This is a genomic window from Streptosporangium sp. NPDC023963, assembly GCF_040639135.1.
Taxonomy (GTDB): Bacteria; Actinomycetota; Actinomycetes; order Streptosporangiales; family Streptosporangiaceae; genus Streptosporangium.
In genome coordinates this window covers 686,529-712,682 of sequence record NZ_JBEZZK010000001.1, presented here as the reverse complement: position 1 = coordinate 712,682, position 26,154 = coordinate 686,529, and the positions used below count along the sequence as shown (strand labels likewise).

Annotated in this window: 26 protein-coding genes; 17 read left to right on the top strand and 9 right to left on the bottom strand. The window is 70.9% G+C overall.

Annotated features, from left to right (window positions below; translation table 11 throughout):
- Positions 1-69 precede the first annotated feature (69 nt).
- Positions 70-1,605, bottom strand: a complete 1,536-nt coding sequence (locus AB0F88_RS02985; protein ID WP_362676710.1) for a leucyl aminopeptidase — start codon at positions 1,603-1,605, stop codon at positions 70-72.
- 102 nt (positions 1,606-1,707) lie between these two features.
- Between AB0F88_RS02985 and AB0F88_RS02980 the strand changes: the two genes are divergently transcribed.
- The 3 genes from AB0F88_RS02980 to AB0F88_RS02970 all read left to right on the top strand — a co-directional run bounded on the left by AB0F88_RS02980 (position 1,708) and on the right by AB0F88_RS02970 (position 4,172).
- Positions 1,708-2,043, top strand: a complete 336-nt coding sequence (locus tag AB0F88_RS02980) for a GntR family transcriptional regulator (protein WP_329092738.1) — start codon at positions 1,708-1,710, stop codon at positions 2,041-2,043.
- A 38-nt stretch (positions 2,044-2,081) separates the two neighbouring features.
- Complete coding sequence (locus AB0F88_RS02975) at positions 2,082-3,077, top strand: DUF1648 domain-containing protein (protein WP_362676707.1); 996 nt, start codon at positions 2,082-2,084, stop codon at positions 3,075-3,077.
- A gap of 171 nt (positions 3,078-3,248) precedes the next feature.
- Positions 3,249-4,172 carry a CPBP family intramembrane glutamic endopeptidase gene (locus AB0F88_RS02970; protein ID WP_362676705.1) on the top strand — a complete coding sequence of 308 codons (924 nt, stop codon included), beginning with the start codon at positions 3,249-3,251 and terminating at the stop codon, positions 4,170-4,172.
- 113 nt (positions 4,173-4,285) lie between these two features.
- Here the strand turns inward: AB0F88_RS02970 and AB0F88_RS02965 are convergent, their stop codons facing one another.
- Together AB0F88_RS02965 and AB0F88_RS02960 are read right to left on the bottom strand one after the other, a co-directional pair.
- Positions 4,286-5,236 carry an adenosylcobinamide-GDP ribazoletransferase gene (locus tag AB0F88_RS02965; protein WP_362676703.1) on the bottom strand — a complete coding sequence of 317 codons (951 nt, stop codon included), beginning with the start codon at positions 5,234-5,236 and terminating at the stop codon, positions 4,286-4,288.
- 37 nt (positions 5,237-5,273) lie between these two features.
- Positions 5,274-6,635, bottom strand: coding sequence for a bifunctional adenosylcobinamide kinase/adenosylcobinamide-phosphate guanylyltransferase (locus AB0F88_RS02960; RefSeq protein WP_362676701.1), 1,362 nt, complete (start codon positions 6,633-6,635; stop codon positions 5,274-5,276).
- 269 nt (positions 6,636-6,904) lie between these two features.
- Between AB0F88_RS02960 and AB0F88_RS02955 the strand changes: the two genes are divergently transcribed.
- Positions 6,905-7,111 (top strand): hypothetical protein, encoded by a 207-nt coding sequence (locus tag AB0F88_RS02955; protein WP_362676699.1) that lies wholly within the window; start codon positions 6,905-6,907, stop codon positions 7,109-7,111.
- Between the two features lie 246 nt (positions 7,112-7,357).
- On the opposite strand, the gene AB0F88_RS02950 is transcribed toward AB0F88_RS02955, so the two are convergent.
- Positions 7,358-8,359, bottom strand: a complete 1,002-nt coding sequence (locus AB0F88_RS02950) for an aldo/keto reductase family protein (RefSeq protein WP_362676697.1) — start codon at positions 8,357-8,359, stop codon at positions 7,358-7,360.
- 55 nt (positions 8,360-8,414) lie between these two features.
- Here AB0F88_RS02950 and AB0F88_RS02945 point away from each other — a divergent pair, with 55 nt between their 5' ends.
- Positions 8,415-9,782, top strand: coding sequence for an SMI1/KNR4 family protein (locus AB0F88_RS02945; protein ID WP_362676695.1), 1,368 nt, complete (start codon positions 8,415-8,417; stop codon positions 9,780-9,782).
- A 194-nt stretch (positions 9,783-9,976) separates the two neighbouring features.
- Here the strand turns inward: AB0F88_RS02945 and AB0F88_RS02940 are convergent, their stop codons facing one another.
- The gene (locus AB0F88_RS02940) at positions 9,977-10,585 is read right to left on the bottom strand and encodes a DUF3043 domain-containing protein (RefSeq protein WP_362676693.1); all 609 of its coding nucleotides are present in this window, start codon (positions 10,583-10,585) and stop codon (positions 9,977-9,979) included.
- 147 nt (positions 10,586-10,732) lie between these two features.
- Here AB0F88_RS02940 and AB0F88_RS02935 point away from each other — a divergent pair, with 147 nt between their 5' ends.
- The 7 genes from AB0F88_RS02935 to AB0F88_RS02905 all read left to right on the top strand — a co-directional run bounded on the left by AB0F88_RS02935 (position 10,733) and on the right by AB0F88_RS02905 (position 17,906).
- Entirely contained in the window at positions 10,733-11,566 is an 834-nt protein-coding gene (locus tag AB0F88_RS02935) for a PspA/IM30 family protein (RefSeq protein ID WP_344746178.1), read from the top strand.
- On the top strand, positions 11,563-11,841 hold the full coding sequence (locus tag AB0F88_RS02930; RefSeq protein ID WP_350947458.1) for a hypothetical protein: 279 nt from the start codon (positions 11,563-11,565) through the stop codon (positions 11,839-11,841). The genes AB0F88_RS02935 and AB0F88_RS02930 overlap by 4 nt, the downstream gene beginning before the upstream one ends.
- Positions 11,842-11,850: 9 nt before the next feature.
- A complete protein-coding gene (gene htpX / locus AB0F88_RS02925) occupies positions 11,851-12,756 on the top strand; it encodes a zinc metalloprotease HtpX (protein WP_362676690.1) in 906 nt (301 codons plus the stop codon).
- 43 nt (positions 12,757-12,799) lie between these two features.
- Entirely contained in the window at positions 12,800-13,414 is a 615-nt protein-coding gene (locus AB0F88_RS02920; protein ID WP_362676688.1) for a hypothetical protein, read from the top strand.
- 161 nt (positions 13,415-13,575) lie between these two features.
- The gene (locus AB0F88_RS02915) at positions 13,576-16,188 is read left to right on the top strand and encodes a protein kinase (RefSeq protein WP_362676685.1); all 2,613 of its coding nucleotides are present in this window, start codon (positions 13,576-13,578) and stop codon (positions 16,186-16,188) included.
- A gap of 1 nt (position 16,189) precedes the next feature.
- The gene (locus tag AB0F88_RS02910) at positions 16,190-16,942 is read left to right on the top strand and encodes a maleylpyruvate isomerase family mycothiol-dependent enzyme (RefSeq protein WP_362676683.1); all 753 of its coding nucleotides are present in this window, start codon (positions 16,190-16,192) and stop codon (positions 16,940-16,942) included.
- A gap of 238 nt (positions 16,943-17,180) precedes the next feature.
- Positions 17,181-17,906, top strand: coding sequence for an SIMPL domain-containing protein (locus AB0F88_RS02905; RefSeq protein ID WP_362676681.1), 726 nt, complete (start codon positions 17,181-17,183; stop codon positions 17,904-17,906).
- A gap of 124 nt (positions 17,907-18,030) precedes the next feature.
- Here AB0F88_RS02905 and nadA read toward each other — a convergent pair whose 3' ends face one another.
- A complete protein-coding gene (gene nadA / locus AB0F88_RS02900; protein WP_362676679.1) occupies positions 18,031-19,185 on the bottom strand; it encodes a quinolinate synthase NadA in 1,155 nt (384 codons plus the stop codon).
- A 211-nt stretch (positions 19,186-19,396) separates the two neighbouring features.
- On the opposite strand from nadA, the gene AB0F88_RS02895 reads away from it, so the two are divergent.
- Entirely contained in the window at positions 19,397-19,750 is a 354-nt protein-coding gene (locus tag AB0F88_RS02895) for an iron-sulfur cluster assembly accessory protein (RefSeq protein WP_030910261.1), read from the top strand.
- 209 nt (positions 19,751-19,959) lie between these two features.
- Entirely contained in the window at positions 19,960-20,946 is a 987-nt protein-coding gene (locus AB0F88_RS02890) for a carbohydrate kinase family protein (RefSeq protein WP_362676677.1), read from the top strand.
- Positions 20,947-21,214: 268 nt separating this feature from the next.
- Here AB0F88_RS02890 and AB0F88_RS02885 read toward each other — a convergent pair whose 3' ends face one another.
- The 3 genes from AB0F88_RS02885 to AB0F88_RS02875 all read right to left on the bottom strand — a co-directional run bounded on the left by AB0F88_RS02885 (position 21,215) and on the right by AB0F88_RS02875 (position 23,130).
- Positions 21,215-21,637 (bottom strand): CBS domain-containing protein, encoded by a 423-nt coding sequence (locus tag AB0F88_RS02885; protein WP_362676675.1) that lies wholly within the window; start codon positions 21,635-21,637, stop codon positions 21,215-21,217.
- A 61-nt stretch (positions 21,638-21,698) separates the two neighbouring features.
- Positions 21,699-21,968 carry a sulfurtransferase TusA family protein gene (locus AB0F88_RS02880; protein WP_362677924.1) on the bottom strand — a complete coding sequence of 90 codons (270 nt, stop codon included), beginning with the start codon at positions 21,966-21,968 and terminating at the stop codon, positions 21,699-21,701.
- Between the two features lie 25 nt (positions 21,969-21,993).
- The gene (locus tag AB0F88_RS02875) at positions 21,994-23,130 is read right to left on the bottom strand and encodes an aminotransferase class V-fold PLP-dependent enzyme (RefSeq protein WP_362676673.1); all 1,137 of its coding nucleotides are present in this window, start codon (positions 23,128-23,130) and stop codon (positions 21,994-21,996) included.
- 217 nt (positions 23,131-23,347) lie between these two features.
- On the opposite strand from AB0F88_RS02875, the gene coxB reads away from it, so the two are divergent.
- Genes coxB through AB0F88_RS02860 form a run of 3 tightly spaced genes read left to right on the top strand, consistent with a single transcriptional unit; the run spans position 23,348 to position 26,150 of the window.
- Positions 23,348-24,094 carry a cytochrome c oxidase subunit II gene (gene coxB, locus AB0F88_RS02870; protein WP_362676671.1) on the top strand — a complete coding sequence of 249 codons (747 nt, stop codon included), beginning with the start codon at positions 23,348-23,350 and terminating at the stop codon, positions 24,092-24,094.
- Positions 24,091-25,758 carry a cytochrome c oxidase subunit I gene (gene ctaD, locus AB0F88_RS02865; protein WP_362676669.1) on the top strand — a complete coding sequence of 556 codons (1,668 nt, stop codon included), beginning with the start codon at positions 24,091-24,093 and terminating at the stop codon, positions 25,756-25,758. Before coxB ends, ctaD begins: the two co-directional genes overlap by 4 nt.
- Entirely contained in the window at positions 25,755-26,150 is a 396-nt protein-coding gene (locus AB0F88_RS02860; protein ID WP_362676667.1) for a cytochrome c oxidase subunit 4, read from the top strand. Before ctaD ends, AB0F88_RS02860 begins: the two co-directional genes overlap by 4 nt.
- Positions 26,151-26,154: the final 4 nt, after the last annotated feature.

Below are 26,154 nucleotides of genomic sequence, written 5' to 3'. Positions count from 1 at the left end.
CCTGACCCCGGCAACCGCATCTTTTCATTTGTCTGGGTTGCTTGTGACCCGCTTGCGCGGCGATGAGGGTTACCGCGCCGGCTCGCCCGCGTGGCGCTCGGCGAGGCCGACGAGCGTCCGGGTGATCGCCCCGGTGCCGCCCTTCGGCGTGTAGCCGTGGGCCTCGCCCTTGTTGAAGGCGGGACCAGCCATGTCAATGTGTGCCCAACGGACCCCGTCCGGTACGAATTCCCGCAGGAAGATGGCCGCCGTCAGCATCCCGCCGAAACGCTCGGGGTGCAGGTTGGCGATGTCGGCCACCGGGGAGTCGAGACCCTTGCGGAGCTCGTCGGGCAGGGGCATCGGCCACGCGGCCTCGCCCTGCTCGCCGGCCGTGGCGACGATCTCCGCGCGGAGGTCGTCGTCGTTGCCCATCACGCCCGCCGTCCGCCAGCCCAGCGCGACGATCTGCGCGCCGGTGAGCGTGGCGACGTCGACGATCACGTCGGGGTCGTCCTGCCCGGCGCGGGCGATGCCGTCGATCAGGACCAGGCGGCCCTCGGCGTCGGTGTCGAGCACCTCGACGGTCTTGCCCGCGAAGCTGGTGAACACGTCGGAGGGGCGCTGAGCGGTGCCGCTCGGCATGTTCTCCGCCAGGCAGAGGTAGCCGACCGCGTTGACCTTCAGGCCCAGCCTGGCGATCGCCAGGAGCGCGCCGAAGACCGCGCCGGCGCCACCCATGTCCGACTTCATCCAGTCCATCGAGGCCGTCGGCTTGAGCGACAGGCCGCCGGAGTCGAAGGTGATGCCCTTGCCGACGTACGCGAGCTTCTTGGTGGCCTCGGGGTGGCTGTAGGAGAGGCGGACCAGCCGGGGCGGGTTGGCCGACCCCTGGCCGACGGCGACGATGCCGCCGTAGCCGCCCTCCTTGAGCGCCTTCTCGTCCAGGACCTCCACCGACAGGCCGGCCTCGGTGCCCACCTGCTCGGCGATCTCGGCGAAGCGGGCCGGCCACAGGTCCGACGGCGGGGTGTTGACCAGGTCGCGGACCAGCGAGACCGACTCGGCCAGCGTGGTGGCGCGCTCGATCGCGGCCTGGGCGCCCTCGGCGTCGCTCAGCACGGCCAGCTCGGACACCGGGGAGCTCTGCTCTCCCACGGTGCGGTACCTGGTGAACGAGTAGGCGCCGAGAAGGCCGCCCAGGGCGGCGGCGCCGGCGTGCTCCGCGCTCGCGGCGGGCAGGGCGAGCGCCACCCGGCCGGTGCCGGCCAGGGCGCGGACCGCGGTGCCCGCGGCGCGGCGCAGGACCTCGGCGTCGTAGCCGCCGCCGGGGGCGTCGCCGAGGCCGACGACGACCAGCAGGGGCGCGGTCAGCGAGCCGAAGGTGGGGATCTTGGAGATCTCGCCCGGCTTACCCTTGGCGCCCACGCTCTCGAGCGTGGCGGCGAGTCTGCCGCCGAGCGCCTGGTCGAGGCCTTCGGCCCCGGGAGCGGGGAGCAGGCCGTCCGGTCCGGTGTGGACGCCGACGACCAGCGCGTCGGTATCGAACGAGACAGCGTTGTCAGTTGGGGTAAGCCGCACAGTGGTCACATAGGCCGATGCTAGTCGGGCTGGCGCAGTACGCATAAACGAGGGTTCGTCCTACGAATCGCATCGCTCAATGGTGCTATTCGCAGTGGCACCATTCGGGGGCTTGGTGCTAATGTCGATAGCACTATGTTGCTTACCTTGGATCTGAACGATCCCCGGCCGCTGCACGAGCAGGTCGCCGAGGCGATCAGACGTGCCGTCGCCGAGGGTTCGTACGCTCCGGGAGACCGGCTCCCGCCGGCTCGCGACCTGGCCGCCGCGCTGGGCATCAACGCCAACACGGTGTTGCGCGCCCTGCGGGACCTGCGCGACGAGGGGGTGCTGGAGTTCCGCCGGGGTCGCGGCGTGAGCGTGCTCAGCCGCCCCAACCCGCGCAGCGTCATCGAGGAGAAGCTGCGGGCCCTGCTCGACGAGGCGGTCCAGTACGGCTACCGCCACGACGACGTCATCGAGCTCATCAGGGAACTGTCGTGACCGGGCCGGGAGCCCGGTCCTTGGAAGGGGTGACCGACGTGGGCCTCCAAGCCCGATTCCTGCCCATCGCCGCCGGCTGGGTCACGCTGGTGACCGCCGTGACGATCGCCGCGCCGCTGGCGCTGCGAGACCGGCTGCCCGATCCGATCGCCACGCACTGGGGCCCGTCCGGCGCCCCTGACGACTCGATGCCGTTCATCGCCTCGCTGCTGTTCCAGGTGGGCCTGTGGGCGCTGCTGGCGGGCGGGGCACTGGTGTTCGCGCTCGCCAACGCCACACTGCTCAGGCGCAAGGCGAACCGCATGGGGCTCGGCGCCCTGCTGGGCGGCCTCGGCCTGTTCCTCCTGGGGCTGCAGGCGGTCACGCTGAAGGCCAACCTCGACGCCTCCGACTGGGGTCAGGCCGCCGACCTTGGGTGGGACGCGCTGCTCGCGGTCGCGGGGCTGGTGCTGGGCGGCTGGCTCGGCGCCCTCGTCGCCCGCCCGGGGCCCGACGACCGCCCCGAGCCCTCCGCCGTCCCCACCCGGAGGATCCCGCTCCGCCCCGGCCAGCGCGCGGTGTGGGTCTCCTCGGTGAGCAGCGTCGCGCTCGTCGCGCTCGGCGGCTCCCTCCTGGCCGCGGGCCTGGGGCTCGCCGTGCTCGCCCTGATCGGCGGCGAGGGCGCGCTGTGGCTCCCGGCGGTGATCATGTCTCTCGTGGGCCTGCTGGGGGCGACCTTCGGCTCGGTGCGGGTGCAGATCACCGAGGAGGGTGTCGTGCTCTTCTTCGGGCCGTTCCGCCTGCCCCGCAGGCACATCCCGATCGAGCGGGTGGAGCGGGCGTGGACGGAGGAGCGGTTCCCGATCGGCGTCGGAGGCTGGGGCGTCAGGGGGCTGCCGGGAGCCATGACGATCATGATCCGCGGCGGGGAGTGCCTCGTGCTGGGCTACGTCTCCGGTGGCCGCCTCGCCGTCTCGATCGACGACGCGGAGAGGGGCGCCGCCCTGCTGAACACCCTCGTGGACCGGGCCTCCACCGGCCCGTCCGCCCGCTGACCCCGTCCCCGCCCGTCCGTCGTCTCCCTCCTCCTTCCTTCGCACGTCCCTTTCCCGGCCTCTCGCTCCCCGGCCTCTCGTTTCCCTGGCCTCTCGCGGTGTCACGGCCCTCCCGTAGCCGCCTCCGCTGCCTTCCATTCCTTCCGCGTCCAAGCACCCGAAGGTGGTGTCATGCTTCGCCGATCCCCCGACCTGTGGTTGTTCCTGCTCGTCGCGTTCGGCCTGTCCTGGTTGTTCACTCTTCCCCTCTGGCTGTCGGACGCGCCGACCGGCACGCTCATGTTCACGTTGGTCGGGGTGGCGATGATGTTCACCCCGACGCTCGGCGTCCTCGCCGTCCGGCTACGCGGCAGGCAGCTCGGGGATCCCGCCACCGGGCGCGAGTGGGCGGTGCGGACGGGCCTGTCGGCGGGCGGGAGCCGGGGCCGCACGCTCGCGCTGGTCGCGCTGGCCTGGTTCGGCATCCCCGCGCTGGTCGTCGTCGCGATCGCGCTCAGCGCCGCCCTCGGCCTGCTCTCCGTCGACCTGCGGGAGTTCAGCCTGTTCCGCGAGAGCCTGGCGGCGGCCGCGCCGGGCGGGCCGCCCCCGGTGGAGATCGGAGTCCTGGTGGCCGCGCAGGCCGTGTCGATGGTTCTGATCGTCCCGGTGGTCAACTCGGTCGCGGCCTTCGGAGAGGAGTGGGGGTGGCGAGGCTGGATGCTGCCGCGCCTGACGCCGCTCGGCACCTGGCGGGCGCTCCTGGTGTCCGGGGTGATCTGGGGGCTCTGGCACTTCCCGCTCACCCTGCGCGGATACAACTACCCCGAACTCGGGGCGTGGGCCGCGCCGATGTTCGTCGTCTTCTGCGTGACCTTCGGAGCCCTGCTCGGCTGGCTCCGCCTCTATTCGGGAAGCGTCTGGCCCGCGGTCGTCGGGCACGGATCACTGAACTCCTCGGCGGGCCTGATGCTGCTCATCGGTGACGCGGCCGATCCGCCGGTGTTCGCCGTCGCGGGAATCACGAGCCTGGTCGGCTCGGCGCTGATGGCCGTGGTCTCCGCGTTGCTGTTCACATACCGGCCGGTCGAGCGGCCGGTCCCGGTCGCCGCCGGGTGAGGTCCCCGGTGAAGGCCGCGTGAGATTTCGGGCAGGGAGGGTCCCCGGCCCTCGGCCCCTCTTCTTCGGCCTTCGGCCCCTGGGCATCGAGGCCCGGGCCGGGCCCGGGGAGGTCAGTTCGCGAGGATCGTGCAGGCCAGCAGGGTCGTCGCGGTGGCGGTCTCGACGAGGGCGCCGAGCACGTCGCCGGTGACGCCGCCGAGCCGTCGCACGGCCCTGCGCCGTATGGCCCAGGCCGCCAGCAGTCCCACGAGCATGGCCAGGGGGAGACCCAGGGGGGCGAGGAACGGCCCCAGGCCCAAAGACCCCGCACCGGTGATGGCAACCTCGGAGTAGGGCATTTCCACGTAAGCCCAGTAGCCCCAGCCGCCGGAGGGCTCGGACGGGGAACCGGAAGACCACAGGTCGAGGGCGCCGATGCCGTGGAGATAGGCCAGCGCCGTCGTTCCCGCGAGCACCAGCGCGGTCACGGCCACCGCGACGCTCCGCCGTACGGTGCCCGCGACCATCGCGCCGAGCCCGTCGGGGCGTGCCGGGGGAACGCCCGCGCGGCAGGCCCAGGTGAGGGCGAGCCGCCCGGCCGTGCAGGCCGCGACCAGGGTGATCGCACCCGCGCCCGCGCCGGCACCGGTGATGGCCTCCTGCAGGGCCGTCACCTGGACCAGAAGGACCAGGACCAGCGTCACCACGCCGAAGGGGCCGATGTCCGACCGCTTCATGATCTCCAGCGCCCGCTCGGCGGGTTTCCCGCTGCCCAGCCCGTCGGCGAGGTCGGCCAGCCCGTCCAGGTGCAGTCCCCGGGTGAGCAGCGCCACGATCGTCACGGCCAGCACCGACGCCGGAAGCGGCGTCGTCCCCAGCCACAGGGAGATCATCAGCGCCAGCCCGCCGACGGCCCCGATCACCGCTCCCACCAGCGGGGCCACTGTCATCGCGATCCCTCCGGCGCGGCGGTCGACCACTCCTGGACGGACCGGGAAGACGCTCAGCGTGCCGATCGCGAGACGCACCCCGTCGGCGAACGTGGACGGGCCGTCCTTGGGCGGGGGCCAGGGGTCGGACATGACCGACGATCGTAGCCGTCGGCCTCGCGGGGAGGCATCAGACGGGGAGGGGGAGGAGGCGGCCGGAGACGACGAGGGTGGTGTCCTCCGACTCCAGGGCGAGGCGCTGGTTCAGCCGGCCGAGGGTGTCCCGGAACATCCGGCCGCTGGCGGTGCCGGGCACCACGCCGAGCCCGACCTCGTCGGAGACCGCCACGACCCGGACCCGGGTCTGCCTCCAGGCCGCCACCAGGTCGTCGCACCGGGCCGCGACCGCGTTCCCGCCGTCCCTGCCGTCCCTGCCGTTCCCGCCGTCCTCGCGGGTGGAGCCGTCACCGCCCGGCCAGGCGTCGCACTCGTCGAAGACGGCGGCCACCCAGGTACCGAGCCCGTCGATCAGCAGCGGGATGCCGGCGGACCGCAGCAGCCCGGCCAGGTCGGTGGTCTCGACGGTCCTCCAGTGCGCGGGCCTGCGGTCGCGGTGGGCCCGGACCCGGCGCAGCCACTCGGGGTCGCCGGCGCCGGACGGGCCTGTCGCGACGTAGAGCACCTCGGGCTCCGCCGCCAGCCGCAGTTCGGCCTCCGCCGACTTGCCCGACCGGCTCCCCCCGAGCAGCAGGGTCCTCCTGGGCGGGGGAACCGGAGCGGGCGGAGGCTCGCCGGTGTCGACGATCGTGCCGTCCGGTACGACGCGCACGCCCCACAGAGCGGCCCGCCGGGTCAGTTCCGCCTCCGTGGGGACCCGGTGGTCGACACCGACGGCCACCACGTGCGTCCGCTCACCGACCAGGCCCCGCCGGCGCAGGTCCCCAAGCCGTTCCGGCCGGTCCAGCACGTCCAGCAGCACCAGATCCAACGCCCCTTCCGCGCCCTCGGCGTCCCCCTCCCTGACGCCCCGCTCATCACGCGGCGGTTCATCGCGCGGAAGCTCGTCGCGCGGAGGCCCGCCGGGCGGGGGAGACTCGCGGGACGGGAGAGAGACGGACGGGGGCGAGGCAGAAGAGGAAGAAACGGCGTGGAGGACGCGCCGGCCGCTGGGGGTGGTGACGGTGAGGCCGTCCGGGCCGGCCGAGGCGTGGTACCCGGGCGGAAGCGGGCCGGTCGGCGGCAGCCGCGCGAGGCCGCCGGGCGCCTCCGAGCCGCCGGGTGTCCCCGAACCGTCGAGGGGCACCGGGTCGCCGGGGCCGACGAGAGGCAGGGAGCCGTCAGATGTCCCCGAACCGTCGAGGGGCACCGAGCCACCGGGACCGACGAGCATCAGGGAGCCGTCGGGCATCAGGGAGCCGTCGGGTGCCACCGGGACGTCGAGTATCACGGAGGTGGGGCGGCGGCCCGGTGTGACACGGGCGCAGGAGGCGCACCCGCAGTCCGGCGCCGGCCATCCGCCAGCGCTCGCCGTGCCGGAGATCAAGATCTTCACGTCCGCTCTCCCGCCGGGTCGAGGGGCCGCTCTCCCGCCGGGTCGAGGAGCCGGTCTCCCGCCGGGTCGAGGAGCCGGTCGAGAGGCCGCGTGCCCCCATCTCCGGGCGGACGCTGACGACCCCCGCGGCGGGCCGGGGGTGCCGGGAACGTCCCGGCGGCGGAGCACGAGGTCATGATCTCGCCTTCATGCCCGGGAGTGCCCGGGAGAGGTAGTGTTCGCTGAGCCGCCAAGGGGCACCGGCAGGATCCGCGAGAAGGAGCTATGGCATGACGTGGCGCTGGCGTTACGAAAACGCGAATGGTGGCGAGGTGGTCGAGGGTGTTTCGCCGTCCGACACGTTCCCGAGCCAGGCGGATGCCGAGTCGTGGCTCGGTGAAAGCTGGCGTGAGCTGTTGGAGTCCGGAGTCGAGAAGGTCGCCCTGCTCGAAGGCGAGCGCGTCGAGTACGAGGGGATGTCGCTGCGCCCGGAGTGAACCGGAGCGAATCCGGATGAACGGAGAACCCCTCGGACCCTCGGTGAAGATGAGGAACCGAGGGGTTCTTTTCCGTTCCACGCCCGCGTTTCCCGTTCCACGCCCACGCACGAGCGTCCACGCCCGCGTTTCCCGTTCCACGCCCGCGCACGAGCGTCCACGCCCGCGCACGAACGCGAGAGGCCCGCGCACGAACGCGAGAGGCCCGGTCAACGCCTCCGGCGTTCACCGGGACCGGTCACCGCGCTATGGACGCCGCTCGGGGCTCACGGTCTTGGCGGGGTCGCGCTCGACGATCGGGCCGAGGATGTCGTCGATCTTCTTCAGCACCTCGGACTCCAGTTTCACCCCGGAGGCCTTGACGTTGTCGCGCACCTGCTCGGGCCTGCTGGCCCCCACGATGGCGGAGGACACGTTGGGGTTCTGCAGCACCCAGGCCACCGCGAGCTGGGCCATGCTCAGGCCGAGGTCGGCGGCGACCGGCTCCAGCTGCTGGACGCGGGTGAGCACGTCGTCGTTGAGCATCCGGGCGATGAAGTTCTTCCCCCCGGATTCGTCGGTGGCCCGGCTACCGGTGGGAGGCGGCTGCCCCGGCCGGTACTTGCCGGTGAGCACGCCCTGGGCGATGGGAGAGAAGACGACCTGGCCGATGCCCTCCTTCTCGCTCAGCGGCACGACCTCGGCCTCGATGACCCGCCACAGCATGGAGTACTGGGGCTGGTTGGAGACCAGGCGGTCGAAGCCCATCTCGTCGGCGATCTTCAGTGCCCGGCCGATCTGGTCGGCGGTCCACTCGCTGACGCCGATGTAGAGGACCTTGCCCTGGCGTACGAGATCGTCGAAGGTCTTGAGGGTCTCCTCGAGCGGCGTCTCGTTGTCGAAGCGGTGTGCCTGGTACAGGTCGACGTAGTCGGTCTGCAGGCGGCGCAGCGAGCCGTGCAGTGACTCGGTGATGTGCTTGCGCGACAGCCCTCGGTCGTTGGGGCCGGGGCCGGTCGGCCAGTAGACCTTGGTGAAGATCTCTAGGGACTCGCGGCGAACCCCCGCGAGAGCGCGGCCGAGAACCTCCTCCGCCTTGGTGCCCGCGTACACGTCGGCGGTGTCGAAGGTGGTGATCCCCTCGTCGAGTGCCGCTCGCACGCATTGCTTGGCGGCGTCCTCCTCTACCTGGGAACCGTGTGTGATCCAGTTGCCGTAGCTGATCTCACTGACCATGAGACCGCTGCGGCCAAGGTGGCGGAATTCCATGGTCCGACATTAGTAGGCGCCATATTTCGGAATGATTCGGGATACCCTGCCGGGCGTGTTGCGGTTGATCACTTCTCGGAGGGTAAGGTTCGCGCTCGCCGCGGCGGTGCTGGCGGCCGTCGTCGTGGCGGTCGCCCGCCTGTGGCGCCGGGCGGAGGATCGCCGGGCCGCCTCCCCGATCGAGAGACCCGGGGTCGCCTCCCCGGGCGGGGGGCCGGACTCCGGAACCGGGCGCGCGCCGCGATGGCCCCCCGCGCCCATCCTCGGCACCCCCACCGACGAGGATCTCAGGCGGTACGCCAGGCCCCCCTCCGCCGTCCGGACCGCCGTCGAGCGGATGTTCGAGCGAGGGCCGCGGAGGCCGGGAGAGCCGCTGGACGAGGCGACCCGGGGCCGCCTGGTCCGCTGGGGCGCCGTGGGGATCGGGCTGTGCCTGCTCGCCTTCGGTACGCATGTCCTGGAGAGCGCGGTCTTCTCGAACGGGGTGGAGACCGTCGAGGCGACCGGCTTCCGGAGCGCGGACGAGCGGTGCGAGCCGGGATCGGACACCCCCTTGGAGCCGGGATCGGACATCCCGCTGGAGCCTGGGTTGCGCTACCCGGCCGACAGCGAAAGGGAATGGGCGGTCCGGTACGTCCGGTGTGGGGACGCGGAGGAGTTCCACCAGCTCGAAGAGGTGTATTCCGACATGGGGCCGTATCCCCGATCGGCCGACCCCGCCCGGCCGGAGGAGATCCCGGTCCCGGAGGTGACCGCCGAGACTCCCGTGGTGGTCCCCGACGCCGACTGCCACCCGCGGGCGCGGACCGCGCGGGTGCGGGCGGTCGACCCGAGGGTGACCCGGGCGGTGAACCGCCAGTGGCGCCGCATCGAGAGGTGGCTGAAGGCCAACGCCCCCGCGAGCCTTCGTACGCTGGGCAAGCCCGCCAGAGCCCGTACGATCGCCGTCGCCGAGGCTCAGATGGGCCTGCGCTTCCCCGACGATCTACGCGCCTCCCTGCTGCGCCACGACGGCGCCTCCGTCGTGGCCGACACCTGGCCGTTCGGGTTCCTCGGCAACTGGAACCAGGGGGTCCGCGAGATCCGTGACACCTGGCGGCAGCTGTGCGAGATAGAGGGAGAGGTCAGGGGCGACGGCGACGCGCGGACGGAGTGGTGGGACGGGCGGATGATCCCGTTCGGCGCCGACGGGAGCGGCAACCACCTGGTGATCGACTCCGTGATACGTGACGTCGGCGACACCGATCACGAGGGCATGATGAACTTCGAGCCCGGCGGCGTTCCGATCAGGTCGTACCACGGCCTGCTGCGGGCGACGGCGCACGCCCTGGAGACCGGCGGGTCCGTCGGTTTCTGGAAACCGGTGGTCACCGGAGGCGAGCTGGGCTGGACCGTCGTCGAGGAGCGACCGTCGGAGGAGTGACCGTCGTCCGGGACGACGCTCGTCCGGTTCGATGACGCTCGTCCGGTTCGCGGGTGGGGTTCGTCGGCGAACCGGCGAGGACGCGAAGAACCCCGCCCCCTCGTGGAGGGGACGGGGTCCGGGAACGTGCTCGGCCGCGGTGCCTGCCGGGCGCCGCTGTCTCCGTGGCCGGCTCCGCCGGCAGTTCTTCGCCGTCAGTTCTTCGGCGGGACGGGCCTGCCGCCGGGCAGCACGGTGGGCGGCGGGAAGCGCAGCTTGCGGATCTGCAGCGCCCGCATGGCGGCGTAGAAGCCGACACCCTTGAGGTTCTCGTCGGGGAACTTCTCGGCGGTCAGCTTCTTCACCTTCCAGGACACCCAGATCGAGGTGAGGAGCACGCCGACCATCATGAGCGGCCAGCCGACCGTGATCACCGCGACGTAGACGTACCCGCGGATGTCCGCGGGGAAGGGGATCCAGGTGAGCAGCAGGATGAGGAGGGAGAACGGCAGGAAGTACTGGCTGACGAGACGACGGGAGTCGACCCAGTCGCGCGCGAACTTCCTGGCGGGCCCCTTGTCCCGGGCGGGGAAGTAACGCTCGTCGCCGCGCAGCATGCCCTCGCGCGCCTTGACGCGTTCGCTGGCCTGGCGTTCGCGGAGGTTCTTGTAGGCCTCTTTGCGGTTCTGGGGGGCGTTCACCGGCTGTCGGCGACGGCCTTCGGCGTCCCGTCGCTTGGGTGTGGGACGCCCCTTGCCCGCAGGCTTAGGATCGTTGGCGGAGGCGGGGGAGTCGTCCGCGGTGGTCTGGGTACGTCGGAACACAACGTCAGCCTACCGGGAGTGCAACTTAGTGACGCCCCCGCGCGTTATGCGTAGGGTGAACCCTATGGTGGCTCCGGTGCTTTTCGGGGGGCTGGACTCACTTGGGGTGACCCGAAGCGCACTTGAAGAAGGGGACGGCCGACGCGCATGAGCGTGATGAAGAGACTTTCGCTGATCTTCAGGTCCAAGGCGAACAACGCGTTGGACAAGATGGAAGATCCTCGCGAGACCCTGGACTACTCATATCAGCGCCAGCTGGAGTTGCTGCAGAAGGTGCGCCGGGGCGTGGCGGACGTCGCCACCTCGCGCAAGCGCGTGGAGCTTCAGATCAACCAGATCGAGGCGCAGTCGCGCAAGCTTGAGGAGCAGGGCCGCAAGGCGCTCGGAGTCGGCCGCGAGGACCTGGCCCGTGAGGCACTGACCCGCCGTGGCAGCCTGCAGACCCAGATCGCCGACCTCCGCGTGCAGCACGACAACCTGCAGGCCGAGGAGGAGAAGCTCACCACGGCCTCCCACCGGCTGCAGGCCAAGGTCGACTCCTTCCGTACGAGGAAGGAGACGATCAAGGCGACCTACACCGCCGCCGAGGCGCAGACGCGGATCAACGAGGCCTTCTCCGGCATCTCCGAGGAGATGGGCGACGTCGGCCTGGCGATCCAGCGCGCCGAGGACAAGACCGCCTCCATGCAGGCCCGCGCGGGTGCCATCGACGAGCTGCTGGCCAGCGGCGCGCTCGACGACTTCAGCGGGCAGCGCGGCGACGACATCCAGGCCGAGCTCGACCGCATGGGCGGCGGGCACGACGTGGAGCTGGAGATCGCGCGGATGAAGGCCGAGCTCGGCCAGGGTCCCGCGCCGCAGGGCGCGATCACGCCCGGCCCGGCCCAGCCCCACCAGCAGCCCCAGCCCCAGCAGCCGCACCACGAGCAGCCGCAGTCCAACCAGACGCAGCAGCTGCGCCAGCCGGGGGAGGGCCTGTGATCGTCCGCATCATGGGGGAGGGGCAGATCGACATCGCCCCCGCAGACCTCGACGTGCTGAACGCGCTGGACGCCGAGCTGGAGGCCGCCATCGAGGCCGGCGAGGAGGAGGCCTTCCGGGTGCGGCTGCACGCCCTGCTCGACAAGGTCCGCCACGTCGGCAAGGCGCTGCCCGACGACAGCCTGGAGTCCTCGGAGCTGATTTTGCCTCCGGCCGACGCATCCATGGACGAAGTGCGGGAGATGCTCGGCAATGAAGGGCTGATTCCCGGCTAGCTTGGGCATATGGCACAAACCCGGTTCGCCCCGGACCGGGGCCTGACCAGGCGCATGGTGGTCACCATGTTCCTGCTCGGACTGCTCTACGTGGTCTTCGTGGCCGTGTTGATCGCGCTGGGCGTCCGGGCCGTCGTGGTGCTGCTGATCGCCGGCGGCATCCTGCTCGTGCAGTACTTCATGTCCGATCGCATCGCGCTGTTCGCGATGCACGGACGTGTCGTCTCCCCGCAGGAGGCCCCGGAGCTACACGGCATGGTCGACAGGTTGTGCGCGCTGGCCGACATGCCCAAGCCGCGGGTGGCGATCGCCGACTCGGACGTCCCGAACGCTTTCGCCACCGGCCGTAACCAGAAGAACTCCGTGGTCTGCGTGACCACGGGGTTGCTGCGCCGCGTCGACGGCGGCGAGCTGGAGGGCGTGCTGGCCCACGAGATGTCCCACGTGGCCCACCGTGACGTCGCGGTCATGACGATCGCGTCCTTCCTCGGCATCGTCGCCGGGCTGATGACCAGGGTCGCGCTCTACAGCGGCCTGGGCGGGCGCGGGCGCGACGACCGGGGCGGCCTGCCGATCGGCGTGATCATCCTGCTCGTCTCGGTCCTGGTGTACGCGGTGAGCTTCCTGCTCACCCGTGCCCTGTCGCGCTACCGTGAGCTGGCCGCCGACCGCGCGGGAGCACTGCTCACCCAGCGGCCCTCCGCCCTGGCCAGCGCCCTCGTCAAGATCAGCGGTGAGATGGCCCGCATCCCGACGAAGGACCTGCGCGAGGCCGAGCCGTTCAACGCCTTCTTCTTCGCGCCGGCACTGTCCGGCAGGGCCGGCCTGGCCGCGCTCTTCGCGACCCACCCGCCGCTGGAGCGGCGCCTGGAGCAGCTCGGCAGGATCTCCGCCCAGCTCGGGCAGGGCGGGTGACCGGACGCCTGGCCGTACGGGGACGTGAAGGGGGAGTGATCCGATGCGCTGGTGGGACGCGCTGATGGGGCGCGGCGAGCCGGCCAGGGCCGACCTGGACGCTTTGTTCGCGCTGCCCTCGGCCGCGGTCACCCTGCAGGCCGCCACCGACCTGGCGCCGACGGGGGTGGGGGCGGTCTGCTTCCGCTCGGCCGAGGGCGGGGCGTTCGCCGAGCTGGAGCGCGACGTCACCCAGCTGCTGGACGCCGGAGGCGGCCCCCCGGTGGAGGTGTCGAAGGACTCCTTCGGCTACACGTGGCTGCTGGTGCGCCGGGCCCCCGAGACGCTCGGTGACCTGGTCACAGACCTGCACGCGGTCAACTCCTCCCTCGAGGCGGCGGGTTTCGGCCCCTCCCTGCTCTGCTCACTGGTCTCCTTCGCCGCCCCCGACGGTCGCGGGCTCGCCCTGGTCTACCTCTACAAGCAGGGCACCTTCTACCCGTTCGCCCCGCTGCCCGCCGAGCGGGAGGGCGGGCGGGCGTCCGGGTACGGGGGAGGGCAGGCGCAGCGCAGGGACAACGCGCTGGAGCTGCAGGTACGCGGCGCGATCGGCGGCGAGCTGGAGATCGAGCCGGACCTCGGCCGCTGGTTCCCCCTCTGGGGCGCGCCCGGCCTCTGAGAGGTCCTCGCGAAGCCCTTCCCACCCGGCTTTTCCCCGCGATTCGCGAGGCCGTCTGGAACGCGCCATCGTGGCTGTCCGGCTTGCGATTTGATGTACGTCCTGTGACCCTTTGCCCCCACAATGGGACCGGAAATCCATCGCGCGAGAAGGGTGTCACCATGGCGGACCTCGCGTCCTTGCGGTCCGGGGATCCCGAGCAGGTGCGGGAGTACCGGCTCACCGCCAGGCTCGGCGAGGGAGGCCAGGGCACGGTCTACCTGGGCGTTTCCCCGGCGGGGGCACGCGTCGCGGTCAAGTTGCTCCGCGCGGATCTCACGCAGGACGAGGAGGCGATGGAACGCTTCGTCCGCGAGGTCAGCACGACCCGGCGTGTCGCGCCCTTCTGCACCGCCGCGGTGATCGACACCGGGGTCGACCGGCATCGCCCGTACATCGTCAGCGAGTACATCGACGGCCCGACGCTCGACGCGGTCGTGAGCACCGAGGGCCCGCGCGAGGGCGCGGCCCTGCACCGCCTGGCGATCGGAACGGTCACCGCGCTCGTCGCCATCCACCAGGCGGGGATCGTGCACCGCGATTTCAAGCCGTCCAACGTGCTGCTGGCCCCCGACGGCCCCCGAGTGATCGACTTCGGCATCGCCAAGGCGCTCGACCGGACCTCCACGCTGACCGCGATGGCGATCGGCACCCCTTCCTACATGACCCCCGAGCAGCTGGCCGGGGAGAACGCGGGATCGCCCGCCGACATGTTCGCCTGGGGCTGCACGATGGTCTTCGCGGCCACCGGGCAGCCGCCGTTCGGCACGGACAGCCTTCCGGCGATCTTCAACCGGATCATGAACATGGAGCCGGACCTGGGGGCGATCACCGATCCGGCGCTGCGCGACCTGGTCGGGCAGTGCCTGTCCAAGGACGCCGCCCGGCGGCCCGCGGCGGGTGAGGCGCTGCTGCGGCTGCTCGGCCACGCGGGCGGCCCGGGTGACGTGGGCGGCGTGACCGGTGCCGCGCCGCCCACCGCGCCGCGCGGCATCCTGGCCGAGGGCTCGGCCGCCGCGGCCCAGCGGACCGGCCCGGACGGGAGCGACCCCGGCCCGGGCGGGAACGACGCCGGGCACACCGTGTACGGGCAGCGGAGTCCGGGCGGCGACGACCGTGCCCGGTGGGACCACCGGCAGCACTCCGGGCCGCAGCCGTTCGCCCAGCCGGGCGGGTCCGGCGGGGGATACCCGGCACCGGGCCCGCAGGGCGGCCCCACCGGTCAGGCCCGGCATCCTCGGCAGCCGGACCCGGGTGGTCACGTCCCGCACCCTCAGTACTCGGATCCGGGTGGGCACGTCCCGTACCCCCAGCACTCGGATCCGCGTGGTCACGTCCCGTACCCCCAGCACTCGGATCCGCGTGGTCACGTCCCGTACCCCCAGCACTCGGACCCCCGCGGTCACGCCCGGGACCCCGGGCACGTCCAGCAGTCCGGGCCCCACGGTTTCCCGCAGCAGGGGCCGCCCCACACCCGGTCCTCTCCCGGCGGGCATCCCGGCCCCGACGGCTACGCGGGCGGCCACCCCCCGCAGGGCCCCGGGCACCCGCCGCCGGGATATCCGGGACAGCCCGGACACCAGCCCTACGGTGGTCCCGCGACCTACCCCTCCTCGGAGGGGGCGCCGTACCGCAACCCCGCGGCACCGGCGTACCCGGGACAGGCGGCCCCCGCCCGGCGCGGGGTGTGGCCGGCGGTCGTGGGGGGCCTGCTGGTCACCGCGCTCGTGGCCGGGGGCGTCGTGCTGGCGCTGCGCGGCACCACCGAGACGCCGGGGACCACCCGGGCGGGCAGTACGAGGGCCGCGAACACCCCCGCTCCCACCGCTCCGGCGGTACCGGAGGCCGGCAGCACGATCAAGCTGCCCGGCAGCTCGCTCACGCTCCACGAGAGCGACCGGGACCCGATCAAGCTGAGCTCCTACAGCCTCGACTGGGACAAGACCCTCTACGTCCGCGAGCGGGGCACCGAGCGGTTCGTCAAGAACGGCAAGTACTTCCAGTACACGGTCAACGCCGACGGCACCCAGGCGCTGGCCACCGACCGGATGTACGACGCGCAGAGCTACGCGATCGTGTCGATCGTCGATCATCGATCCGGCGCGGCGAGTAGGATCAGGATCACCAAGGCGCCGATCTACCCGACGCTGCCGCAGTGGTCGCCGGACGGCAGGCGCGGCCTGGTGACCCTCTACGAGGCGGTCGGCGACATCAGCAAGGAGTACGGCTTCGCGATCATCGACGTCGCCACGAAGAAGGCGAAGGTCGTCCGCGTGAAGGAGAAGGACGCGGGCAAGTGGAGTTATTTCTGGCGGGGCGACGGCAGGGCCGTCGGCACCTGGGCGCTCACCGGCAAGACCCAGCGCATCCGCTTCTACGACACGCAGGGCACCGTGCTGCAGACCCTGCTGGACGTGGGCACCCCGATCACGGTCGAGGGCGACGACATCTCCCCGTCGGGCTCGTCCCTGCTGACGTACTGCAAGGAGAGCAAGAAGGAGATCTGCGTCTGGTCCACCGGCTCCGACGCCCCGGCGAAGGTCCGGATCCCGTTCGAGACGGAGCGGCTCATCGGCTGGTACGACGACGAGCACATCGCGGGCTGGCGGCGCAAGGGCTCCGGCTACGAGGCGGTGGTGTTCGACTTCACCGGGAAGGTGCAGCGGTTGCTGGTCACCAGCACCGACGCCAAGGAGTACGAAAAGCAGTTCATGCGCTTCACGCGAGAGGGTTGACATGAGGGAGTGGACCCACGCCGAGCACACCGCGGCCGGCGCCGTGGAGATCGCCCGGATGGCCGACGTCCTAAAGGGACGTGACATGTCTGTTTCCGTACGGACCTGTCCCGGCTGGGATCTGGCGAGGCTCGTCACCCACACCGGAGGCGTGCACCGGTGGGTGGCCGCCATGGTGCGCGACCTGGCCGAGCGGCGCCACGATCGCGACGCCATGGACATGGGCCTGCCCGCCGGCCCGGACGGCTACGCCGCCTGGCTCGGGGAGGGCGCCACCTTCCTGCCCGAGGCGCTGCTGTCACAGGACCCGGAGGCGCCGATGTGGACCTGGGGCGCGGAGAAGCGGGTGCGGTTCTGGTCGAGGCGGATGCTCCACGAGACCCTGGTGCACCGGGTGGACGCCGAGCTCGCGCTGGGCGTCCCGGTCGTGATCGACGAGCACGTGGCGGCCGACGGGGTCGAGGAGTTCCTCGACGTCCTGCCGTACGTGAGGTGGAACCCGGACGTGGCCGACCTCAGGGGCGGAGGCGAGACGATCTCCCTGCAGGCCGACACCGGAACCGGATGGGTGATCACCCTCGACCCCGACCGCTTCCACCGCCGGCGCTCCCTGCAACCGGGCACCGTGACCGTGCGCGCCGCCACGTCGGCCGACCTGCTCCAGGTCGTCTGGGGGCGGCGCAGCCCCGACGACTACGCCATCGAGGGCGACGGCGGGCTGCTGGGCTGGTGGCGGGGGCTCACCCGGATCTAGACGGCGTCCACCCGTCCGGCCCCCGGCCGCGCCCACAGACCCGGGTCCGGGCGACGTCCACCCGCCCAGGTCCGGGCCGCGTCCGCCCGCCCAGGACCGGCTCGTGCCCGCTCGCCGCGATCTGCCCGGAATCCAACCCGGTCGGCGGCAAAATACCCGTCCGGGATTCGGCCAAGACACGACAGGGCCCACGCAGCGCTCGCCGCCGCGACCGCGGTCCCGTGGTGCCATGAACTTTATGATCAAGACGTCTCAGGCGGTCGCCTCGGCCGTGCTCGTCTCCACGGGACTGCTCCTCACAGGTCTGTCCGGCGGCACCGCGCTCGCGGACTCCGAGCCCTCCGTGACCGCCGCGGAGGGAAATCGCCCTCAGATCACGATCGTGGGCGAGGGCACCGTGTCCACCACCCCCGACATCATGCGTCTGGACACCGGCGTCGAGGTGCGCCGCCCCACCGCCGGGGCGGCGTTCACCGCCGCCCGTGTCGCCGCCGCCGACCTGACGCGGGCGCTGCTCGCGGCCGGGGTCGCGCAGAGGGACCTGCGGACCGACGAGTTGACCCTCGGGCCCGAGTACAAGGAATACCCCACGATCTCGGGCTACCGGGCCACACAGGGCGTCGAGGCCATAGTGCGCGACATCGACGACGCGGACGACGTGGTGGAGGCGGCGGCCGCCGTCGGCGAGGCGGTCCGGCTGAACGGCATCTCCTTCGAAGTGTCCGACAACCGCGCGCCGCTCAGGCTGGCGCGCGACGCCGCCTTCAGGGACGCCCAGAGCCGCGCCACGCAGTACGCCAGGCTCGCGGGCCGCGGGCTCGGCCGTGTCATGGAGATAAGCGAGCAGAACGTCACCCCGCCGACGCCGATCCTCGGCTTCGCCGCGGCCGTCGACAGGGCGTCGATCAGCCCCGGCCGCCGGAACGTCTCCGTCAGCGTCAAGGTGGTCTACGAGCTCGAATAGGCCCCGCTCACGCGGTGCTCCCCCGACCCCGGGTACGCGACAGGTCCCCGGAACGCGATGGGCCCCGGCGGGTCACCACCCGCCGGGGCCCGTCCACGCCGAGGTCCGCCGAGGTCCGCCGAGCTCAGGGCAGGGCCAGCATCCGGTCCAGGGCGACCCCGGCCCAGTGGGCGGTGTCGTCGTCCACGGTGATCTGGTTGACGACCTGGCCTGCGGCGAGCGACTCCAGCGCCCACACCAGGTGCGGCAGGTCGATCCGGTTCATCGTCGAGCAGTAGCAGACCGTCCGGTCCAGGAACGTCACGTTCTTGTCGGGGAACATGGCGCCGAGCCGCTTGACCAGGTTGAGTTCGGTGCCCACCGCCCAGGAGGACCCGGCCGGAGCCTCCTCGATCTTCTTGATGATGTACTCGGTCGAACCGACGTGGTCGGCCTTGGTGACGACCTCGTGCCTGCACTCGGGGTGCACCAGCACGTTGACGCCGGGGATGCGGGCGCGGACGTCGTCCACGCACTCGGCGCTGAAGCGGCCGTGCACCGAGCAGTGCCCCTTCCAGAGGATCACCTTGGCGTTCCCGAGCTGCTCGGCGGTGAGGCCGCCGTTGGGCCGGTGCGGGTTGTAGACGACGCAGTCGTCCAGCGACAGGCCCATCTCCAGCACCGCGGTGTTGCGGCCCAGGTGCTGGTCGGGGAGGAAGAGCACCTTCTCGCCGCGCGAGAAGGCCCACTCCAGGGCGCGCCTGGCGTTGGAGGAGGTGCACACGGCGCCGCCGTTGCGACCGCAGAACGCCTTGATGTCGGCGCTGGAGTTCATGTAGGTGACGGGGACGGTGACCCCGGCGATCCCCGCGTCCTCCAGAGCCTCCCAGCACTCCTCGACCTGGTCGAAGGTGGCCATGTCGGCCATCGAGCACCCGGCCGCGAGGTCGGGCAGCACGACCTTCTGGGAGCTCGACGTGAGGATGTCGGCGGATTCGGCCATGAAGTGCACGCCGCAGAAGACGATGTACTCGGCGTCGGGGCGGGCCGCGGCCTCCTTCGCGAGCTTGAAAGAGTCGCCGGTCACGTCGGCGAACTGGATGACCTCGTCGCGCTGGTAGTGGTGGCCCAGCACGAAAACCCGGTCGCCGAGCGCCGCCTTGGCCCTCCTGGCGCGCTCCACGAGCGCCGGGTCGGAAGCGGACGGCAGCTCGCCGGGACAGTCGACGCCGCGCTCGCTGTGCGGGTCGACACCTCTGCCGAGGACGAAGAGCGGAAGCCCGGTCTCGGTGGTCGTCATGGCCACACCCCCTTATCGTCGAAGTGACGACTAATGATGACACACGCGATTGGGGCTTTATTCCGGGGGAGGGGGTTTTGTCCAAGGACGGATGTGTCTGTCGTCTCAGGAATGTGTACAGGGAGGCGGGTGTTGGTAGCGTCTGAGAAGGACGTCACAAACAGACAGCCGTTCCCGGGGAGCGGCTGACGCAGACGCGGGAGTCATCAACATGTCGGTTGAGAGCAGCGAGACCACGGCGCAGGGCCTGATCCTCAGTTCCGCGGCCGCGGCGAAGGTCAAGAGCCTGCTGGAGCAGCAGGGCGAGGAAGGTCTCCAGCTGCGCGTGGCCGTGCAGCCCGGCGGCTGTTCCGGTCTGCGCTACCAGCTCTTCTTCGACGACCGTTCGATGGACGGCGACGTCGTCTCCGACTTCGACGGCGTGAGCGTGGTCACCGACCGGATGAGCGCCCCCTACCTCGTGGGCGCCACCGTCGACTTCGTCGACACCATCGAGAAGCAGGGCTTCACGATCGACAACCCCAACGCCACCGGCTCGTGCGCCTGCGGCGACTCGTTCAACTAGGCGAGTTCGGCAGGCGAGCCGCACCGGCGAGAGCGCCCGGCCCCGCGGGGTGACATTGGTCACCCCGCGGGGCTTTCGCGTGCCCGATCGGGGTAGCCCCTGGGGTACGAGCGGGCCGCGGGAAAGGTCGCGTATTCTTGCGTGGCTCAACTTCCCGTGCGGCTCAATCGCCCACGTCCGAAGATGCAGACAACGAGGAGAAGAACCCCGTGCGCATCGCCGTCACCGGCTCAATCGCGACCGATCAACTGATGACCTTCCCCGGCCGCTTCAGCGACCAGCTCATCGCCGGCCAGCTTGACCGGGTTTCCCTGTCGTTCCTCGTGGACGACCTGCAGGTCCGCCGCGGCGGCTGCGCGGCCAACATCGCGTTCGGGATGGGCTGCCTGGGGCTCAAGCCCCTCCTGGTCGGCGCGGTCGGCGCCGACTTCGCCGACTACCGCTCCTGGCTGGAGCGCCACGGTGTGGACTGCGACTCCATCCACGTCTCCGAGACGCACCACACCGCCCGCTTCCTGTGCACGACCGACGACGACCACAACCAGATCGCGTCGTTCTACACCGGCGCGATGGCCGAGGCCCGCCTCATCGAGCTCGACCCGGTCGCCCGGCGGGTCGGCGGCCTCGACCTGGTGCTGATCAGCCCCAACGACCCCGAGGCGATGCTCAGGCACACCGCCGAGGCGCGCCAGCGCGGCATCCCGTTCGCGGCCGACCCCTCCCAGCAGCTCGCCCGCATGCCCGGGGAGCAGATCCGGGAGCTGGTCGACGGCGCCGCCTACCTCTTCGGCAACGACTACGAGAAGGGCATGATCGAGCAGAAGACCGGCTGGAGCGACGAGGAGATCCTCGACCGGGTCGGCGTCCGCGTCACCACGCTCGGTCCCAAGGGCGTCGTCATCGACCGCAAGGGCGAGCCGTCCCTGCACGTCCCCCCGGCGCCCGAGCTCGGCAAGGCCGATCCCACCGGCGTGGGCGACGCCTTCCGCTCCGGCTTCCTGTCCGCGCTGGCCTGGGGCCTGTCCCTGGAGCGCTGCGGCCAGGTCGGCAACCTCACCGCCACCCACGTCCTGGAGCGTGTCGGCGGCCAGGAGTACGAGCTCGGCCAGAAGGTCTTCCTGGAGCGCCTCGCCGACGCCTACGGCGCCGACGCCGCCGCGGAGGTGGCCCCCTTCGTGAAGTGCCACCACGCCTGAGCCGCCACGGCCGGGCACCTGTCCGCCGGGCCGCCACGGCCGGGATGTCCTCCTGAGCCACCGGTGAGCCACCGGGGCCCGGGCGCCTCTCCCAGGGTGCCGGGCCCGGGCGTCGTTCCGCGACACCGCTCCCGGCCCGCGGGCCGGGCCACCGTAGGCCACCACGGGCCGCCACCGGGCTTGTCGTCCGGTGGCGGCCCGGTCCGGTGCCGCCGGTACGGCGGCCGCCGTGTCAGGTGCCCGCTCAGGCGCCCGCGCGGGCCGGGTGTCAGCCGCTCGCGTAGACGCGGTGCACGAACTCGGCCAGCTTGTCGTCGGACAGCTTCCTGGCCAGGTCGGCCTCGGTGATCATGCCGACGATGCGGCCGTCCTCGATCACCGGCAGCCGCCGGATCTGGTTCTGCTCCATCTTGGCCAGCGCCTCCTCGACGCTCGCGTCCGAGGACACCCAGACCAGGCCGGTCGCGAGGTCTCCCGCTGTCATCTGGGAGGGGTCCAGGCCCTGTGCCACGCACTTGACCACGATGTCGCGGTCGGTGATGATCCCCTTCAGCCGGTCGTCGCTGCCGCAGATGGGCAGCGCGCCCACGTTCATGTCCCGCATCATCTGTGACGCCCGGTCGAGTGTCTCGTGTGCCTCGACGCACCGGACCCCGGCGTTCATCAGATCTCTGGCAGTCTCACCGCTCATGCCGTCCCCCCGAACCGTTTGGCGTGTTTTCGGGGGAGGTCATACCCAATTTCAGGACATGTCAGTAATTGCGGCGCACGTGGATGGCCCAGCCGCGCTCCGGGAGCTCGTAGCTGCCCACGTGGTGGTGTGACTTCAACCGGCACCAGGCGGGGATGTCGGTGAAGGCGGCCGGATCGTCGGCGAGGACCGCGACGATCCCGTTGCGCGGCACGTCGTTGATCTGCGCCGCCAGCATGATGATCGGGATCGGGCACTTCTTGCCCAGCGCGTCGATGGTCAGGGCGGGAGGCTGTGCCGATCCCGCCGGAGTGGCCTGGCCGGACGTCATCACGTCTTCACTCCCCGAATGTTGATCAAAGCTTGACACCGGCCTCCTCGCGTATCCTCCGCACCGCGTCCGGCAGGAAGGCGAGGAAACGGTCGACATCCGTCGCCGAGGTGCCCCGGGGCAGCGAAACGCGGACGTTCCCGTGCGTGAGCACTCCCATGGCCTCCAGAACATGCGACGGACGAAGCGTACTCGCCGTGCAGGAGCTGCCGGACGATACCGAGAACCCGGCCTTGTCGAGTTCCGTCAGCAACGCCTCACCTTCCACGTAAAGACACGAAAAGGTGACAATGTGCGGCGCTCGTACGACCGGATCTCCGATGACCTCGACGTCCGGGACCAGCCGGGGCACCTCGGTCCTGACGCGGTCCACGAGCGCCGAGAGCCTGGCCGACTCCATGGCCGACTCGGCCACCGTGGCGCGCAGCGCGGCGGCGGCCGCGACGACCGCCGGCACGTTCTCGAACCCGGGGACCCTGCGGCGCTCGCGGTCGTCCTCGGGCAGCGGGGTGCGCCACCGGGTGCCCTTGCGGACCACCAGCACGCCGACCCCCGCCGGGCCGCCCCACTTGTGCGCGCTGGCGGCCAGCACCGACCAGCCGGGGGGCAGCGGCATCCTGCCCGCCGTCTGGGCCGCGTCCACCAGCAGCGGCACCCCCGCCTCGGCGCACGCCGCCGCCGCCTCGGCGACCGGCTGGAGCGTGCCGACCTCGTGGTTGGCGCTCTGCAGGCAGGCCAGGGCCGTGCCCTCGGCGCGGACCGCCTCGCCGAAGACCTCCGGGTCGACCGCGCCCGTGATCCCGACGCCGACCGTCTCGACCGAGCCGCCGTCGCGCTCGTGGACGCCCGCCGCGTGCAGCACGCAGGAGTGCTCCACGGCCGAGGTCACCAGGCGGCGACCGGCCCGGTGGCGGCCGCGCAGGGTGCCGAGCACGCCCAGGTGCACCGCCTGGGTGCCGGAGGAGGTGAACGAGACCTCGTCGGCCCTGGCGCCCAGGGCCTCGGCCACCTCGGTCCTCGCCTGTTCCAGTAACATCCTTGCCCGGCGGGCGGAGCCGTACAGTCTCGCGGGGTCGGCCCAGCCGACGTCGAGGGCCGCGATGAGAGCCTCGCGCGCCTGGGGGTGCAGCGGCTCCGTGGAGGCCGCGTCGAAGTACGCCACGTCCCAATCGTCGCACCACGCAAGGTGCGGGCGGGGGCTGCGGGGGAGGGCGAGGGGTGTCCGCGCTAATGTGTCCCCCAGTGTGAAGCTGTGAACTACGAAATCTTGAACGTGAACAAACGACCGCCCAGGAGCGACTCCTGGGCTTCATCTGTGGGGTAGGCGATCCGTGAGTCCGACCCGCCGTTCTGCACGGCGTCCGTTGGCCCGCCGCCGGGTGCCACGCGCTGCCGCTCTGGCGCTGCTGCTGGTTTCCCTGACGGCGTGCAGTGCCGAAGACTGGTCCCGAGGGGGCCTGCCCGAGGGCGTCACCAAGCAGTCCGACGCCGTCCAGAGTCTGTGGAACGGCTCGTGGATCGCCGCCCTCGCCACCGGTGTGGTCGTGTGGGGCCTGATCCTCTGGTCCGTTGCCTTCCACCGTAAGAAGAAGAACTCCAAGGAGGAGCTGCCGCCTCAGGTGCGGTACAACCTCCCGATCGAGATCCTCTACACGGTGGTGCCGATCATCATGGTCGGCGTCTTCTTCTTCTTCACCGCGCGGGACCAGAACTACATCAACGAGATGTCCGGCAAGCCCGACGTGAAGGTCAAGGTCGAGGGCTTCCAGTGGAGCTGGCGCTTCACCACGGAGTACAACGGCAAGACCGTCCAGGTCGTCGGCAAGCCCGCGGCGGACTACATGCAGGGCCCGCAGCTGGTGCTGCCGGCCGGCAAGAAGGTCGAGTTCGACCTGCACTCGCCGGACGTCATCCACTCCTTCTGGGTCCCGGCGTTCCACTTCAAGCGCGACGTGATCCCCGGCGTGACCAACAAGTTCGAGGTCGACACCGTGAAGCCGGGCGTCTACGCCGGCCGCTGCGCCGAGCTCTGCGGCGTGGACCACAGCAGGATGCTCTTCTCGGTGAAGCTCGTTCCGCAGAACGAGTTCGACCAGTACATCGCTAGTCAGGCGGGTGCCCAGTGACCGCGCACAACGAATCCCTCCCTCTTCCCCCGGTGCCGACCCGCAAGGGCTCGATCATCACGAAGTGGGCGTCGTCCACCGATCACAAGATCATCGGACATCTCTATCTGATCACCTCGTTCATCTTCTTCCTCATCGGCGGCGTCATGGCGCTGGTCATGAGGGCGGAGCTGGCGCAGCCGGGTCTTCAGTTCACCAGTAACGAGCAGTTCAACCAGCTGTTCACCATGCACGGCACGGTCATGCTGCTGATGTTCGCGACCCCGCTGTTCGCGGGCTTCGCCAACGAGCTCATGCCGCTGCAGATCGGCGCCCCCGACGTCGCCTTCCCGCGACTGAACATGGTCAGCTACTGGCTCTTCACCTTCGGCAGCCTCATCGCCCTGTCGGGCTTCATCACCCCGGGCGGCGCGGCCAGCTTCGGCTGGTTCGCCTACACCCCGCTGTCGAACGCGATCAGCTCGCCGGGAATCGGCGGTGACCTGTGGATCGTCGGCCTGACCATCAGCGGTCTGGGCACGATCCTCGGTTCGGTGAACTTCATCACCACGATCGTCTGCATGCGCGCGCCGGGCATGACCATGTTCCGCCTGCCGATGTTCACCTGGAACGTCCTGCTCACCTCGATCCTGGTGCTCATGGCCTTCCCGGTGCTCGCCGCCGCGCTGCTGGCGCTGGAGTCCGACCGCAAGCTCGGCACGCACATCTTCGACTCCCAGACCGGCGGCGCGCTGCTCTGGCAGCACCTGTTCTGGTTCTTCGGCCATCCGGAGGTCTACATCATCGCGCTGCCGTTCTTCGGCATCGTGACCGAGGTGCTGCCGGTCTTCAGCCGCAAGCCGCTGTTCGGCTACATCGGCCTGGTCGGCGCGACGATCGCCATCGCGGGTCTGTCGATCACCGTGTGGGCGCACCACATGTTCCCCACGGGACAGGTGTTGCTACCGTTCTTCTCCTTCATGACGTTCCTCATCGCGGTGCCCACCGGGGTGAAGTTCTTCAACTGGATCGGCACCATGTGGCGCGGCCACCTGTCGTTCGAGTCGCCGATGCTGTTCTCGATCGGCTTCCTGGTGACGTTCCTGTTCGGCGGCCTGACCGGCGTCATCCTGGCCTCCCCGCCGCTGGACTTCCAGGTCTCCGACTCCTACTTCGTGGTCGCGCACTTCCACTACGTGGTCTTCGGCACCGTGGTGTTCGCGATGTTCGCGGGCTTCTACTTCTGGTGGCCCAAGTTCACCGGCAAGATGCTGAACGACACGATGGGCAAGATCCACTTCTGGACGCTGTTCGTCGGCTTCCACACCACCTTCCTGGTCCAGCACTGGCTCGGCGCGCAGGGCTTCCCGCGCCGCTACGCCGACTACAGCCCGATCGACGGCTTCACCGACCTCAACATGGTCTCCTCGGTCGGCGCGTTCCTGCTGGGCGCCTCCACGCTGCCGTTCCTCTACAACGTGTGGAAGACCCACAAGACCGCGCCGCAGGTCACCGTGGACGACCCGTGGGGGTACGGCAACTCGCTCGAATGGGCGACGTCCTGCCCGCCGCCGAGGCACAACTTCACCTCGCTGCCCCGCATCCGGTCCGAGCGCCCGGCGTTCGACCTCAAGCACCCGCACATCCCGGCCGGTGCCGATCGTGAGCTGGAGGAGGTCCGATGAAGGTCCAGGGCTGGTTGTTCATCCTCTGCGGCGTCTTCTTCGCCGCCGTGGACGTCGTCTACTGGTACTGGTCCAAGGAGCCGGTCGGCACGACGGCGATGGCCATCTCGGTGGGCTTCGCGTTCATGATCGGTTACTACCTCATGTACACGGCCCGCCGGATCGGCGACCAGCCGGAGGACGACAAGCAGGGCGAGATCAGCGAGGGCGCCGGCGAGCTCGGCTTCTTCAGCCCGCACAGCTGGTGGCCGCTCTTCGTCTGCCTCGCCGTCGCGCTCAGCGCGGTCGGCCTGGTCATCGGCTGGTGGCTCTTCCTGATCGGCGTGTTCGCGATCGTGATGAGCATGATCGGTTTCGTCTTCGAGTACTACCGGGGCAACTTCTCGCACTGACCTC

Bases quoted from the DNA above. Each gene is read 5' to 3' on its own strand.
- AB0F88_RS02985 (WP_362676710.1), bottom strand. From the start codon at position 1,605: ATGCGTACTGCGCCAGCCCGACTAGCATCGGCCTATGTGACCACTGTG.
- AB0F88_RS02970 (WP_362676705.1), top strand. From the start codon at position 3,249: ATGCTTCGCCGATCCCCCGACCTGTGGTTGTTCCTGCTCGTCGCGTTC.
- AB0F88_RS02965 (WP_362676703.1), bottom strand. From the start codon at position 5,236: ATGTCCGACCCCTGGCCCCCGCCCAAGGACGGCCCGTCCACGTTCGCC.
- AB0F88_RS02955 (WP_362676699.1), top strand. From the start codon at position 6,905: ATGACGTGGCGCTGGCGTTACGAAAACGCGAATGGTGGCGAGGTGGTC.
- AB0F88_RS02950 (WP_362676697.1), bottom strand. From the start codon at position 8,359: ATGGAATTCCGCCACCTTGGCCGCAGCGGTCTCATGGTCAGTGAGATC.
- AB0F88_RS02935 (WP_344746178.1), top strand. From the start codon at position 10,733: ATGAGCGTGATGAAGAGACTTTCGCTGATCTTCAGGTCCAAGGCGAAC.
- htpX (WP_362676690.1), top strand. From the start codon at position 11,851: ATGGCACAAACCCGGTTCGCCCCGGACCGGGGCCTGACCAGGCGCATG.
- AB0F88_RS02920 (WP_362676688.1), top strand. From the start codon at position 12,800: ATGCGCTGGTGGGACGCGCTGATGGGGCGCGGCGAGCCGGCCAGGGCC.
- AB0F88_RS02915 (WP_362676685.1), top strand. From the start codon at position 13,576: ATGGCGGACCTCGCGTCCTTGCGGTCCGGGGATCCCGAGCAGGTGCGG.
- AB0F88_RS02910 (WP_362676683.1), top strand. From the start codon at position 16,190: ATGAGGGAGTGGACCCACGCCGAGCACACCGCGGCCGGCGCCGTGGAG.
- AB0F88_RS02905 (WP_362676681.1), top strand. From the start codon at position 17,181: ATGATCAAGACGTCTCAGGCGGTCGCCTCGGCCGTGCTCGTCTCCACG.
- nadA (WP_362676679.1), bottom strand. From the start codon at position 19,185: ATGACGACCACCGAGACCGGGCTTCCGCTCTTCGTCCTCGGCAGAGGT.
- AB0F88_RS02895 (WP_030910261.1), top strand. From the start codon at position 19,397: ATGTCGGTTGAGAGCAGCGAGACCACGGCGCAGGGCCTGATCCTCAGT.
- AB0F88_RS02885 (WP_362676675.1), bottom strand. From the start codon at position 21,637: ATGAGCGGTGAGACTGCCAGAGATCTGATGAACGCCGGGGTCCGGTGC.
- AB0F88_RS02880 (WP_362677924.1), bottom strand. From the start codon at position 21,968: ATGACGTCCGGCCAGGCCACTCCGGCGGGATCGGCACAGCCTCCCGCC.
- AB0F88_RS02860 (WP_362676667.1), top strand. From the start codon at position 25,755: ATGAAGGTCCAGGGCTGGTTGTTCATCCTCTGCGGCGTCTTCTTCGCC.